The following is a 14,208-nucleotide window of genomic DNA, read 5'->3' on the forward strand; positions in this document are numbered from 1 at the left end:
GGACCCGCTTCAATCACCCGTCCCATCAAGGCTAATTGGAGCGGCAACGGTTCGTTCCACCCTCAGGCGCCGTCTATTTTTTCAATGACCAGCGAAATCCAACGTCTCAGGGCCGCCTGATCGCGCCCGCCTCAAGTGGGGAGCGTCATTCCGCCCGTCACGTCCGCTTGCCGTGACCGATCCGGCCGTGAACCAGATCGTGGATGAAGCCCAGCTTGCCAATGACGACCTCGTTGAGGACGAACGGATAGAGGTCGGAATGACCCATCGAGCGATTGAAGGAATTCAGCGCCGCTGAGAGCGCCAGCCAAGCCTCCGCGACTTCCTGGATGGTGATCTGATGGGCGAAGACGTCGAAATTGATCGTCGTCGTCAGAAGACCTTGGCCGTCAACCCGCGGATCGACCGTCACCCCCCAGCTATTGCCGGTCTCCAGCGTATCGACGATGTGGAAATAATGCGCCCAGGTCTCGGCAAAATCCTCCCATGGGTGGGAACCGGCATAGGATGAGACGAAGAAATCCTGCCAGTCGGGTCTCGGCCCGTTGGCGTAGTGCGTCTGCAACGCTTGGCCATAGTCCTGTTCATCGTCGCCGAAGACCGCGCGGCAGGCCTCCAGCGCGCCGCCGTCGCGCACCAGTCGGTCCCAGTACCAATGCCCGACCTCATGCCGGAAGTGACCGAGCAGCGTGCGATAGGGTTCGCCCATGGCGGTGCGCCGCTTCTCCCGTTCGGCGTCGTCGGCCTCGGCCAGGGCGATGGTGATCAGACCATCGTCGTGGCCAGTCATCACAGCTTCGCCGGTTGCGGTATCGCTGGATAGAAACTCGAAGCCGAGCCCTTCGGGATGCTCCTCGCGGGTTTGCAGCGGCAGGCCGAGCCGCATCGCGGTGTAGATCATCCGGTGCTTGGCCGCCTCCATCCGGCGCCAAAGCTCGATGTTTTCGGGGTCGGCGAGGTCGGGTACGGTGATATTGTGCCGACAGGCACCGCACAGCCCGTCGTCCCTGTCCGCGCCGATGAGCCAGTTGCAGACCCCGTACTGATGGTTCTGGCAATATTTCCAGCGCCGTCCCTGGGAATGGCGTCCCACCTCCACCCACAGTCCGTCGGCAGGCTCCAGAGCGAGCATCCGGTTTTCCCGCGGCTCGTAGCCGAGCGCGTGGTTGCAGCGTTCGCAGACGACGTTCTCAAAGAACACCACTTGGGAGCAGGACGGGCAGGAAAAAAGCTGCATGATGTCAAATCCTAAAATCCATCTTGCGCCAGCCACGCAGCGCCTGCGAATGCGCCAATCCGTCGGCGGTTCCGTCCGCGCGAAGGCGATCAAGACCCCTTCCCGCCCGTTTGGCCGGCCAGGCGGTTTGCCGGGCGGCGCCAAAGCCCTATTGTCCAACGGCCGCCCCGCCGGAACCGGTCCAACGAAAGCCCCGATGTCGATCCTTGCAGCCCTCCACCACCTCACCCATTACCGCTACGACCGGCCGGTGCGGCTCGGCCCGCAGGTGGTGCGGTTGCGGCCGGCACCCCATTCGCGGACGAAGGTCCCGTCCTATTCGCTGAAGGTCCTGCCCGAGCCTCACTTCGTGAACTGGCAGCAGGACCCATTCGGCAACTATCTGGCGCGGTTCGTGTTCCCTGAGCCGGCGACGGAATTCCGCATCGAGGTCGACCTCGTCGCGGACATGACCGTCTACAACCCCTTCGACTTCTTCGTCGAGGAGGTCGCCGAGGCGTGGCCCTTCGTCTATGAAGAGCCGCTAAAAACCGATCTGGCCGCTTATCTCGACGCCGAGCCCGCGGGGGCATTGCTGACCCGGTATCTGGAAGAACTCGACCGCAGCGAGACCCACACGGTCGATTTTCTGGTCGGGCTCAACCGCTCGCTCGAACAGAAGATCGCCTATCTCGTGCGGATGGAGCCGGGCGTCCAGACGCCCGAGGAGACGCTGGAACGGGGCTCCGGCTCCTGCCGGGACACCTCCTGGCTGCTGGTGCAGATCATGCGCCATCTCGGCTTCGCGGCCAGGTTCGTTTCCGGCTACCTGATCCAGTTGAAGCCCGACACGGTGGCGCTCGACGGCCCCACTGGCACGGACGTCGATTTCACCGATCTGCACGCCTGGGCGGAGGTGTATCTGCCGGGCGCCGGCTGGATCGGGCTCGACCCGACATCCGGACTGATGACCGGCGAAAGCCACGTTCCGCTCGCCGCGACCCCGCATTTTCGCTCGGCCGCCCCGATTACCGGCGCCGTCAGCTTCGCCGAGGTCGAATTCGACTTCGAAATGACGGTGGACCGCATCGCCGAGCGGCCGCGCGTCTCCCATCCGTTTTCCGAGGAGAGCTGGCAGGCGCTCGACGCGCTCGGCGAGCGCGTCGATGCCGATCTCGTCGCCGGCGACGTCCGGCTCACCATGGGCGGCGAACCGACTTTCGTGTCGATCGACGAGTTCGAGTCGCCCGAATGGAACGCCGACGCGACGGGGCCGATGAAGCGCGGCCTTGCCGACGACCTGATCCGGCGCCTACGCGACCGTTTCGCCCCCGGCGGGTTCCTGCATTACGGCCAGGGCAAATGGTATCCCGGCGAAACGCTGCCGCGCTGGACGTTCTCGCTCTACTGGCGCAAGGACGGCGTGCCGATCTGGAAAAACGTCGACCTCGTCGCCCGCGAGACCGACGCGCAGCCGGTCGGCGCCAAGGAGGCCGAACGCCTCTCGCGCAAGGTCGCCGAAGTTCTCGGCATCGATCCGGATTATGCCGCCCCGGCCTTCGAGGATTCGGCCTATTGGCTCGCCCGCGAGGCGCAGCTTCCCGAAAATGTCGAGCCCACCGACGCCAAGCTGGAAGACCGCGAGGAGCGCGCGCGTCTAGCCAAGGTCTTCGATCGCGGCCTGTCGCAGCCGGCAGGCTACGTGTTGCCGGTCCAGGCCTGGCAAGCGAGAGGCAATATCCGCTGGCAGTCCGAACGCTGGACGACGCGGCGCGGACATCTGTTCCTCGCACCCGGCGACAGCGCTCTCGGCTATCGCCTGCCGCTCGGCGCCATCCCGCATCTGGATGAGGAGGATTATCCCTACACTCACCCGGCCGACCCGATGCAGCCGTTCCCACCATTGCCGCCGCAGAACCGCACCCAATACGGACGCGTCGAAATGCAGCCACGGCGTGGCGGCGGCGGCGAGCGCCGGACGATGACCGAGCCCGTCACCAGCAACGATCCGCCTCCAACCGGTCGCGCGTCAGCTGGCGCCGGCGTCCGCGCGCCCGACGCGTCGCCGATCGAGATCGAAGGCTCCGTGCGGACCGCGCTTGCGATCGAACCGCGCGACGGCAAGCTCTGCGTCTTCATGCCACCGCTGGAAACGGTCGAATCCTATCTCGACCTGCTCGGCGCAGTCGAGGACGTAGCCCAAGTCGAAGGATTGCCGCTGCAGATCGAAGGCTACCCGCCGCCGGAAGATCCTCGCCTCAACGTCATTCGCGTCGCGCCGGACCCCGGCGTCATCGAGGTGAACGTCCACCCGTCGGCCTCCTGGCGGGACAGCGTCGACATCACCACGGCGGTCTACGAGGAAGCGCGGCTATCACGCCTCGGCACCAACAAGTTCATGATCGACGGCAAGCATGCCGGCACGGGCGGCGGCAACCATGTGGTCGTCGGCGGCGCGACGCCGCTGGATTCGCCATTCCTGCGCCGGCCCGACCTGTTGAAGTCGCTGGTCCTTTATTGGCAGCGCCACCCGTCCCTGTCCTATCTGTTCTCCGGCCTGTTCATCGGACCGACCAGCCAGGCGCCGCGCATCGACGAGGCGCGGCACGACCAGCTCTACGAGCTGGAAATCGCCATGGCGCAAATCCCGACCGAGTCATCACTCGTGCCGCCGTGGATGACCGACCGGCTGTTTCGCAACCTCTTGATCGACGTCACGGGGAACACCCACCGCGCCGAGATCTGTATCGACAAGCTGTTTTCGCCGGATGGTCCGACCGGCCGCCTCGGGCTCGTCGAGTTTCGCGGCTTCGAGATGCCGCCGGACGCCCGCATGAGCCTTGCCCAGCAACTGCTGATCCGGGCGCTGATCGCCAAGTTCTGGAAGGCGCCGCAGACCGGGAAATTCGTCCGCTGGGGAACCACGCTGCACGATCGCTTCATGCTGCCGGAATTCGTCTGGCAGGACTTTCTGGACGTCCTCGCCGATCTCGGCGACGTTGGCTATCCGATGCGGCCCGAATGGTTCGAGGCGCAGGCCGAGTTCCGCTTTCCGTTCTGCGGCAAGATCGAGCGTGGCGGCGTCACGCTCGAACTGCGTCAGGCGCTGGAGCCGTGGCATGTCATGGGCGAGACCGGCGCGATCGGCGGCACGGTGCGCTTCGTCGACTCCTCGGTGGAGCGGCTGCAGGCCAAGATGACGAATTTCGATCCGGCGCGGCACATGGTGACCTGCAACGGTCGCGAAGTGCCGATGACCGCCACGGGCAGCGGCAAGGACGCCGTCGCCGGCGTCCGCTACAAGGCGTGGCAACCGGCCTCGGGCCTCCACCCGACGATCCCCATCGACGCACCATTGACCTTCGACATCTACGATCGCTGGTCGAAGCGCTCTCTGGGGGGATGCATCTACCATGTCGCGCATCCAGGCGGGCTCAACTACGACGTCTTCCCGGTCAATTCCTACGAGGCCGAGGCGCGCCGGCTGGCCCGCTTCGAGGACATTGGCCATACGCCCGGCAGCTTCGTGCCGGTCGCCGAGGCGCCGAACCCGACATTCCCGATGACGCTGGATTTGCGGCGTCCCCAAGGACTGGCTTGATGATGTCAGCCGTGCGCTGAGAGCCGTTCTGCCTCCTCTTTGAAACAGACCGACCGGAGTCGCTCGTGATATTCGATAGCTGGTACGACTTGTGGCAAATCCTGGTGACCGGCATTCTCGCTTACGCCGGGCTGGTTTTGCTCCTGCGAACCACCGGCAAGCGCACACTGTCGAAGATGAACGCCTTCGACCTTGTCGTCACCGTCGCGTTGGGCTCGATCCTGGCGTCGGTGATTTTGAACGAGGACACCTCGCTGTCTGAGGGCCTTTTCGCCTTCGTCCTCCTTTGCGGCCTGCAATACGCAGTCGCATGGACGTCGCTGCGATGGAAGCCGGTTCAAAACCTCGTCAAGGCGGAGCCGACACTGCTGTTCTTCGACGGCCGCTTTCTATCGGCCATGCTCTCGAAGGAGCGGGTCACCGAGCAGGAGGTCCTGGCGGCGATCCGTTCGCAAGGGACCGCCGACCTCGCCAATGTACGGGCCGTCGTGCTGGAGACGGACGGCTCGTTCAGCGTGGTGGAGGCGTCGGCGGGATCGCCCGATGATACACTCCACAACGTGCGCGGGTACCCGGGCCGGGATTCCGCCGCCTCCTAAAGGCTAAGACTGGACCAGCGCCACAGCGTCAGCCCTCCTGGACGAGCACGATGGTCGCCAGAGGCGGCAGGGTCAGCGACACCGAATAGGGCCGGCCATGGACCGAGTGTTCCTCGGCTTCCTTGCCGCCGAGATTACCGACATTCGAACCGCCGTAGATCTCGGCGTCGGTGTTCAGCCGCTCCACCCACTTGCCGCCGGACGGAACGCCAATCCGGTAGTCGTGTCGTGGCATCGGCGTGAAGTTGGAGACGACGAGCACCGGCTTGTCGTCGCGGTCCTTGCGCAGAAAGGCAATCACGCTCTGCTCGACATTCGACGTGTCGACCCACTCGAAACCGGCGGGATCGCAGTCGAGTTGGTGGAGCGCGGGGATCTCCCGGTACATGGTGTTGAGGTCGCGCACCAGGCGCTGCACGCCCTTGTGCTCGGAACTGTCGAGGAGATGCCAGTCGAGCGAGCGGTCGTGGTTCCACTCCCCGGCCTGGGCAAATTCACCGCCCATGAAGATGAGTTTCTTGCCCGGATGCGTCCACATGAAGCCGAAATAGGCTCTGAGATTGGCGAATTTCTGCCATTGGTCGCCGGGCATCTTGCCGAGTAAGGAGCCCTTTCCGTAGACCACTTCATCGTGGCTGAGCGGCAGGATGAAATTCTCCGAATAGGCGTAGACCATGCCGAAGGTCATCTGGTGATGGTGATAGCGCCGATGCACCGGCTCCTTCGACATGAATTCGAGCGTGTCGTGCATCCAGCCCATGTTCCATTTGAAGTGGAAACCGAGGCCGCCGGCGAAGGTCGGCTTGGAGACATCGGGGAAGGCAGTCGACTCCTCGGCATGGGTCGTTGCCTTCGGATAATACTCGCCGACGCGCTCGTTGGTGTCCTTCAGGAACGCCATCGCCTCGAGGTTCTCGCGCCCGCCATGGATGTTCGGCTCCCACTCGCCATGCTCGCGCGAATAGTCGAGATAGAGCATCGAGGCGACGGCATCGACGCGCAGCCCGTCGATATGGAAGCGGTCGAGCCAGTAGAGCCCGTTGGCGACCAGGTAGTTGTCGATCTCCGGCCGTCCGTAATTGTAGATCAGCGTGTCCCAGTCCTTGTGGAAGCCGCGGCGCGGATCAGGATGCTCGTAGAGCGCCGTCCCGTCGAACTGGCCGAGGCCGTGAATGTCGGTCGGGAAATGCCCCGGTACCCAGTCGAGAAGGACGCCGATGCCGGCCTGATGTAGCGCGTCGACGAGGCGGGCGAACGCCTCGGGCGAGCCATAGCGGGAGGTCGGAGCAAAAAGACCGATCGGCTGATAGCCCCATGAGCCATAGAAGGGATGCTCGGAGACCGGCAGGAACTCCACATGGGTAAAGCCCATGTCCTTGACATAGGGGACCAGTTGCTCGGCCAGCGCATCGTAATCGAGAAAGCTGTTTTCGTCGCCGCGTCGCCATGAACCGAGATGGATCTCGTAGATGGAGATGGGCTTTTCGCGATCCTGCCAGTCGGCGCCATGCTTCTGGAATTCGCCATCCTGCCAGTCGTGCTCGACCAGCCCTTCCACGATCGATGCGGTCGAGGGCGCTGCTTCCTGCAGAAAGCCGACCGGATCGGCCTTCAGCGGCATGATGTTGCCGTCCGGCCCGGTCAGTTCGTATTTATAAACCTCGCCCTTGCCGATACCGGGAATGAACAATTCCCAGACACCGCATTCATGACGCTTGCGCATCACGTGGCGGCGGCCATCCCAGGAATTGAAGTTGCCGACCACCGACACACGGCGCGCGCTCGGCGCGAGGACGGCAAAGGCCGTTCCCTCAATCCCGTCCATCATGGTTGGATGGGCGCCGAGCTTTTCGTAGAGACGGTAGTGGTTGCCTTCGTTAAGAAGATAGACGTCCTGCTCGCCGAGCAACGTCCCGAAGCGGTAGACGTCCTCTTCCTCCCAATGGTCGCCGCCATGGCTGTATCGCAACCGATAGGCGCTTCCCTGTTTGAGGCCGGGGAGGGCGCCGGAATGAAAGCCGGCGGGGCCGAAGCGCTCGAGTTCACCCAGAACCTTGCCCTTGGCATCGATCACCGTCGCCTTCTCGGCCCCCGGGCGAAAGACGCGGACGATGGAACCGCCCTCAACCGGCCGCGGCCCGAGCACCGCGAAGGGGTCGCCATGCACACCGCGACCGATCTCATGCGCTTCGTGCTCATTCGGTCGATGGTCAACCGTGGCCGCTCCAGCGCTCTTCTGTGCCGTCTTGTTCATTTCAAAACCTGTCGTTTTTCGAGAAGCGCGATGATTCCGCGCAGCGGGATCGACAGCCAGGCCGGCCGCATCGCCGCTTCGTAGCGAAGTTCGTAGAAAGCCTTCTGAAGCACGAAGAGATCGAGCAGTTGCGCCGTGGCCGGATCATCCAGCGCGATGCCGGATGCGGCACTCCAATGGGCAAGGAAGCTCTCCGCGGTCTCGTCGCGCCAGCTTTCGGCCATTTCGCGCAGACGCTCGACCGTCGCTTCGTCCGCCGGACCCGCCTTATCACGGGCCGAGAAGGCCGCGTAGTCGAACGATCGCAGCATGCCGGCGACGTCCCTGAGCGGCGAGGATTTGTGCCTCCGCTCCTCGAGCGGCCGGCCCGGCTCGCCCTCGAAGTCGAGGATGACCACGTCGTTCTTGGCAACTAGCACTTGGCCGAGATGGTAATCGCCATGGATACGCGTGCGATGAGTCGTTTCCGCAAGGCGCGAAAAACCGTCGAACCAGGTGAGGATGTCCTTTTCCGCGCCGAGCAGCCGTTCGACCCCGTCGGTTGCCGGCTCGCTGGCTCCCTGCTGTATCCGCGACAGGGCCGTCAGCGCGTCGTTTGCCTCGCGCTTGGCTTCTGCGACGATCTCGGCCAGCGCCGCCGCGTCGATCGGCTCCGGATCAAAGGCCGGGTCGCCGGTTCTGATCGCCAGCGCGGCGTGCATCTCGCCGGTGCGCGTACCGATGACCTCGCCGGGATCGATTTGGATCGCCAGCTGCGGTTCGCCGCCGGGGGCGCCGACTTCGGCGCTTTCATCGCCGGTCGGCTGCTGGCTATAGGCGTTATCGCGCAGATACCGGGCCAGCGCATCGGTGACCACCGTCCAGGCGTCGCCCTGATTCTGCACTTGTTCGAACAGCGCCGCGACGGCCGTTCGGCTGCCGTCATGACGAATCAAATCGATCGAACCGAGCAGCGCGGGGGCGGCTTCGAAGCTGGTCTTTTCAGTCAGGAAGCGCGTGACCTCCAGCTCCGGCTGAATGCCGTCCCGCAAGCGGCGGTAGAATTTCAGGATCGCCTCCTGGCCGATCTGCAGGGAGGTGTTCGACTGCTCGCCGGTCAGCGCATGAATGGCATCGGCCTCGACCTCAGCGGCCCGCGTCAGGGCCTCGCGCGCCGATTGCGATGCCGTGATCTCTAACGCGGCGCCAGGGAGATCGATCGTCTTGCCCTGGGCAATCATGGCGACCACCAGCTTGGCGAGATCGGGATCGCGAGCACCGTCGATGACCGCGCCAATCCGCGGCCCCTGACGGATCTTCATCAGCGTGTAGGGCAGCATCGGCGCCTGATGGTGGAGATTGCCCTCGCCCCATTTGGCACTGAGCGGCATCAGATACCGCTGTTCGCCATCCGCCGTTTCGACGACCAGCTCAGTAAGCAAATGGCGCCGGGATTCAGATGTCGGAGGACCAAGCACCTCCACCTTAACCCTGCGCGGCCGCTCGGACTTTCCGGCAAACCAGCGTTGACCGACGATGAAGTCCGGCAGCACGGATTCCATCTCGCGCTGATTGCGGGCGTTGATCGTACCCTGGAGGTCACCGGCTGCGACGATCGTCGAAAACGCGGGCAGCGGCGTCGGTTCGGCGGAGTCGCGGCTGGACGCGGCCAAGTCGAACCAGAAGAATCCGTAGGCGGGTAGCGTGAGGACGTAGGTACCCTGCCCCACCGTCGGAAACACCGAGAGCCCGAGCATCTCGACCGGCGTCGCGCCCGCGTAATCGGAGAGGTCCAGTTCCACCGCCTGGGCCGAACTCGACAAATTGGCGACGCACAATACGCGCTCGCCGCCATACTCGCGCAGATAGGCAAGGATCTTCCGGTTCGACGGATAAAGGAAGGTGATCTCGCCTCGGCCGAAGGCCTCCTTGGTCCGCCGCACCTGGATCAACCGCCGCATCCAGTTGAGCTGCGAGGACGGATGGTTCGACTGGGCTTCGACATTGATCGCCTGATAGCCGTAGATCGGGTCCTGAATCACCGGCAGATACAGCCGTTGCGGGTCGGCACGGGAAAAGCCGCCATTGCGATCGGCCGACCATTGCATCGGCGTGCGCACACCGTCGCGGTCGCCGAGATAGTAATTGTCGCCCATGCCGATCTCGTCGCCGTAATAAACGGTCGGTGTTCCCGGCATCGACATCAACAGAGCGTTGAGGAGTTCTACCTTGCGCCGGTCGTTGCCCATCAGCGGCGCCAGTCGCCGACGGATGCCCAGATTGATGCGCGCACGCGTATCCGTTGCGTAGGTCGACCAGAGGTAGTCGCGTTCTTCCTCGGTCACCATTTCCAGCGTCAGCTCATCATGGTTGCGCAGGAAGATCGCCCATTGGCAGTTTTCGGGGATTTCGGGGGTCTGCCGCATGATGTCGGTGACCGGATGCCGGTCTTCCTGCGCCAACGCCATGTACATGCGTGGCATCAGCGGGAAGTGGAACGCCATGTGGCACTCGTCGCCGTCGCCGAAATAGGGCTGCGTGTCCTCCGGCCACTGATTGGCCTCGGCCAGAAGCATCCGATCGGGGTAGTGCTTGTCGAGGTCGGCGCGGATCGCCTTCAGAACGTCGTGGGTCTCCGGCAGGTTCTCATTGTTGGTGCCCTCCCGCTCGACCAGATAGGGGATCGCGTCAAGCCGCAGCCCGTCGACGCCCTTGTCCAACCAGAAGTGCATGACCGACAGCACTTCCTCCAGCACCTTCGGATTGTCGAAGTTCAGATCCGGCTGGTGCGAATAGAAGCGGTGCCAGAAATACTGCCCCGCCACCGAGTCCCAGGTCCAGTTCGAGGTCTCCGTGTCCAGAAAAATGATACGGGTCTGGTCGTAGCCCTCGTCGTCGTCGGCCCAGACATAGAAATCGCGCTCGGGCGAGCCCTTCGGCGCGTTGCGCGCCGCCTTAAACCAGGGATGCTGGTCGGAGGTGTGGTTGATGACCAGCTCGGTGATCACCCGCAGGCCGCGCTTATGGGCTTCTTCGATCAGTCGCTCGACATCCTCCAGTTCGCCGTAGGATGGATTGACGGAGCGATAGTCGGCGATGTCGTAACCATCGTCGCGCAGCGGCGAGGGATAGAACGGCAACAGCCAGATCGCCGTGACACCGAGTTCCTGAACGTAGTCGAGGCGATCCAGCAAACCCGGAAAGTCGCCGATCCCGTCACCATTGGAATCGGCAAAGGTCTTGACGTGCAGCTGGTAGATGATCGCGTCCTTGTACCAGTCCGCGGCCTCGGGATCGGGGCCTTGGGACGGCTCGCTAGGAGCGATGGAGACTTGCTCGTTCATGTTGGTGCAGCTTCCGGCGTTGGGGTGTCAGCGGGATATCTTGAAGACGGCGTAGGGCCGGTCGCGCGGGTTCATCCACCAATGCTGAACCTTGCCGTTCCAGGCGAAGCTCTGCTCAGTCACCATGTCCTCGACCATGACGGACCCGTCGTCAGGCAGCCCGAACTCCCAGAGGGGCACCTCGAAATGGCCGCCCTGGGGGGCGTGCGGATCGAGGGTGACGGCAAAGAGCAGAAAGGAGGAAAGGTCGGCCGTCCGCTTCCCGTAGTACAGGATGTTGTCGTTGTGGAAATTGTAGAAGGCGAGGTTGCGGAAATCCTGCATCGCCTTCTCGGAGCGGCGCAGCCGATTGAAGAAGGCGATGTCGTCACGAATGTTGCCCTCGGCCTTCCAATCAAAGGCGCGAATCTCGTATTTCTCCGAATTGAGATATTCCTCCTTCCCGGGAACGGGGAGGAATTCGCACAGCTCGAAACCCGAGTAGATGCCATAATTGCCCGCGAGCGTCGCGGCGAGCGCAAGACGCGTGCGAAAGCCCGGCCGGCCGCTGACCTGAAGATAGAGCGGGTTGATGTCCGGCGTGTTCACGAAGAAGTTCGGCCGCATGTATTCGGCGGCTTCCGTCCGCGTCAGCTCGGTCAGATATTCGATTAGCTCCCACTTGGCGTTGCGCCAAGTGAAGTAGGAATAGGACTGGTTGTAGCCGACTTTGCCAAGGCGCTTCATCACCTTCGGCCGGGTAAAGGCCTCGGCGAGGAACACGACGCCCGGATCGACCTTGCGAACCTCGGCGATCATCCATTCCCAGAAGGGAAACGGCTTGGTGTGGGGATTGTCGACGCGGAAGATCCTGACGCCCTTGTCCAGCCAGAACAGGACGATGTCGCGCAGCTCGTACCAGATCGACGGCAGCGCGCCGCGATAGAAATGGACGTTGACGATGTCCTCGTACTTCTTCGGCGGGTTCTCGGCGAATTTGATCGTTCCGTCCGGCCGCCAGTCGAACCATTCCGGGTGCTGCTTGATCCAGGGGTGGTCCGGCGAGCACTGGATGGCGAAATCGATCGCGATCTCCAGCCCGTGCTGCTTCGCCGCCTCCACCAGACGCGCGAAATCCTCGAACGTCCCGAGCTCGGGGTGGATGGCGTCGTGCCCACCTTCCTGCGAACCGATGGCGTAGGGACTGCCGGGATCGTCAGGCCCCGGCGTCAGCGTGTTGTTCTTGCCCTTGCGGTTGGTGCTTCCGATCGGATGGATCGGCGGGAAATAGAGAACGTCAAAGCCCATCTCCTGAATGTCGGGCAGACGCTTGATGACGTCGTCGAAGGTTCCGTGCCGATCCACGTCGCCGGATTGCGAGCGCGGCATCAACTCGTACCAGGCCGAGAATGCCGCCGCGGTCCTGTCGACCCACACCGGTACATCGATGTGATAGCGCGACAGATGGGTGCGGTGGCCGGCGGCCTCGAGCAGCGCGATCGTCGCCTCTGCCTGCATCAGCTCGTACTGTCCGTCGGCGTCGCCCTTGACGCTGAGCTTTTCCAGCTTGTCGTGAAGCTTCGCCACCGCCTTCTGGTCGGCCTTGGACCCGCGCCCGGAGGTCGCGGCGTTTTTAACGAGTTCACGCGCTTCGGTCAGTTCCAGGTCGGTGAGCTTGCCGGCGTCGCGCTTCTTCGTCGCCTCGTCGCGCCATGTCGCATAGAGGTCGCGCCAGGCGATGATCGAATAACGATAGGGGCCGGGGATGTCGAAGACGATCTCCGCCGACCAGCGATCGTTCTCGATGAAGGCGAGCGCCATCTCTTTCCAGGTTTCAGCCCCCGCCGGCCCGTAGACGACCGCCGCGGCGATTTCGTCGTGACCGTCGGAAAAGATATCGGCGGAAATAACCAGCGGCTCGCGCTCGGCCCGCTTTACCGCGAAGCGTCCGCCGTCGATTTCCGGCGCGACGCCCTCGATGGCGATGCGGTTTCCGGCCAGCGCCATGAGCCTGGCTTCGCTCCCAAGATCCTTGGATTTCGAGGCTCTCTTCGGCTTGCGGATTGCGGCGACGGGTCTGTCCATGGACGGCCTTCAGGTTCAATAGTCAGGAAAGACGATGCGCGGCGAACGCTCCGGCGAGACACCTCTCGCACTTTAAGGGATAGGAAACCTTTGCCCCATGTCCAGCCTCGGCCACCGATACGGAATGCGAAACGCCCGTTCGGTAGATTAAAGGCCGGAACGGGAAGGTTGTTCCCGTGAACCCGGCGAGCGCGACCGATCCGGGCACGGCTTACCCCGCGAAAGCCCGTACCGTCTGGCGTTGCTCCCCCAAGCCCTGGCCGCCCAGCGTGATGATGTCGCCGGGCTTCAGGTAGCGCTCCGGCTTCATGCCCATGCCGACGCCGGGCGGCGTCCCGGTGATGATCACGTCGCCCGGCATCAGGCGCATGAATTGCGAGATGTAGGAAACGAGCGTCTTGATCGGAAAAATCATGGTCGCGGTCGAACCGGTCTGCATGCGCTCGCCATTGACGTCGAGCCAAAGATCGACCGTCTGCGGGTCGCCGAGCGCATCGGGCGTGACCAGCCAGGGGCCGAGCGGACCGAAGCTGGGCGCGCTCTTGCCCTTCATCCACTGGCCGCCGCGCTGCGTCTGGAAGGTGCGCTCGGAGATGTCGTTGCACAGGCAAAAGCCGGCGACGTGGTCCATCGCCTCATCTTCCGACACATAGAGCGCCTCCTCGCCGATCACGATGGCGATCTCGACCTCCCAGTCGAGCCGGTCCGAGCCCTTGGGAACGATCACGTCGTCATGCGGCCCGACGATCGAGGACGGCGCCTTATTGAACAGGATCGGCTCCGCCGGGATCTCCATCCCGGACTCCTTGGCGTGGTCGGCATAGTTGAGCCCCACGGCGATGAAGTTCCCGACCCGTCCGACCGGTGGGCCGATGCGATGTGACGGGTCCACTTTGGCCAAGCCCTTGGGATTGAGCGCGCGCAGCCGCTCCAGCCCGGCCCGGGAGAGTGCCTCGCCGGCAATGTCGGCGATCTCCTCCGACAAATCGCGCAGGACATTCTCGTTATCGATGAGACCCGGTTTTTCCGCGCCGCTCTCGCCATATCGTACCAGTCGCATTCGCCTCTCCATCGCTTGTCGGCGTCGGACTGCGTCGTTGAACGCAGCCGCCCTTGTCCGCAAGGCAGATAGCCGCCGAGATGCGTTTGTC

7 protein-coding genes are annotated in these 14,208 nt (G+C 63.7%); 2 read left to right on the forward strand and 5 right to left on the reverse strand.

All coding sequences use genetic code 11. The annotated features are described in order from the left end of the window. Window positions 1-157: 157 nt before the first annotated feature. The gene (locus tag ING15_RS02080; protein ID WP_206453097.1) at window positions 158-1,237 is read right to left on the reverse strand and encodes a zinc-binding metallopeptidase family protein; all 1,080 of its coding nucleotides are present in this window, start codon (window positions 1,235-1,237) and stop codon (window positions 158-160) included. A gap of 196 nt (window positions 1,238-1,433) precedes the next feature. Here ING15_RS02080 and ING15_RS02085 point away from each other — a divergent pair, with 196 nt between their 5' ends. Both ING15_RS02085 and ING15_RS02090 read left to right on the forward strand, forming a co-directional pair. Next, a complete protein-coding gene (locus tag ING15_RS02085) occupies window positions 1,434-4,817 on the forward strand; it encodes a transglutaminase family protein (protein WP_206453098.1) in 3,384 nt (1,127 codons plus the stop codon). A 65-nt stretch (window positions 4,818-4,882) separates the two neighbouring features. Next, a complete protein-coding gene (locus ING15_RS02090) occupies window positions 4,883-5,416 on the forward strand; it encodes a DUF421 domain-containing protein (protein ID WP_206453099.1) in 534 nt (177 codons plus the stop codon). 28 nt (window positions 5,417-5,444) lie between these two features. On the opposite strand, the gene glgB is transcribed toward ING15_RS02090, so the two are convergent. The 4 genes from glgB to ING15_RS02110 all read right to left on the reverse strand — a co-directional run bounded on the left by glgB (window position 5,445) and on the right by ING15_RS02110 (window position 14,117). Beyond that, window positions 5,445-7,670: a 1,4-alpha-glucan branching protein GlgB gene (gene glgB, locus ING15_RS02095; protein WP_206453100.1), complete on the reverse strand. Its 2,226-nt coding sequence runs from the start codon at window positions 7,668-7,670 to the stop codon at window positions 5,445-5,447. Further along, a complete protein-coding gene (treS, locus tag ING15_RS02100) occupies window positions 7,667-10,993 on the reverse strand; it encodes a maltose alpha-D-glucosyltransferase (RefSeq protein ID WP_206453101.1) in 3,327 nt (1,108 codons plus the stop codon). The genes glgB and treS overlap by 4 nt, the downstream gene beginning before the upstream one ends. A gap of 27 nt (window positions 10,994-11,020) precedes the next feature. Next, window positions 11,021-13,057 carry an alpha-1,4-glucan--maltose-1-phosphate maltosyltransferase gene (locus ING15_RS02105; RefSeq protein WP_206453102.1) on the reverse strand — a complete coding sequence of 679 codons (2,037 nt, stop codon included), beginning with the start codon at window positions 13,055-13,057 and terminating at the stop codon, window positions 11,021-11,023. A 211-nt stretch (window positions 13,058-13,268) separates the two neighbouring features. Further along, window positions 13,269-14,117 (reverse strand): fumarylacetoacetate hydrolase family protein, encoded by an 849-nt coding sequence (locus ING15_RS02110; RefSeq protein ID WP_206453103.1) that lies wholly within the window; start codon window positions 14,115-14,117, stop codon window positions 13,269-13,271. Between the last annotated feature and the right edge of the window lie 91 nt (window positions 14,118-14,208).

It is taken from the genome of Aurantimonas marina (assembly GCF_017183135.1).
Classification (GTDB): domain Bacteria; phylum Pseudomonadota; class Alphaproteobacteria; order Rhizobiales; family Rhizobiaceae; genus Aurantimonas; species Aurantimonas marina.

Bases quoted from the DNA above. Each gene is read 5' to 3' on its own strand.
- ING15_RS02080 (WP_206453097.1), bottom strand. From the start codon at position 1,237: ATGCAGCTTTTTTCCTGCCCGTCCTGCTCCCAAGTGGTGTTCTTTGAG.
- ING15_RS02105 (WP_206453102.1), bottom strand. From the start codon at position 13,057: ATGGACAGACCCGTCGCCGCAATCCGCAAGCCGAAGAGAGCCTCGAAA.
- glgB (WP_206453100.1), bottom strand. From the start codon at position 7,670: ATGAACAAGACGGCACAGAAGAGCGCTGGAGCGGCCACGGTTGACCAT.
- ING15_RS02085 (WP_206453098.1), top strand. From the start codon at position 1,434: ATGTCGATCCTTGCAGCCCTCCACCACCTCACCCATTACCGCTACGAC.
- ING15_RS02110 (WP_206453103.1), bottom strand. From the start codon at position 14,117: ATGCGACTGGTACGATATGGCGAGAGCGGCGCGGAAAAACCGGGTCTC.
- treS (WP_206453101.1), bottom strand. From the start codon at position 10,993: ATGAACGAGCAAGTCTCCATCGCTCCTAGCGAGCCGTCCCAAGGCCCC.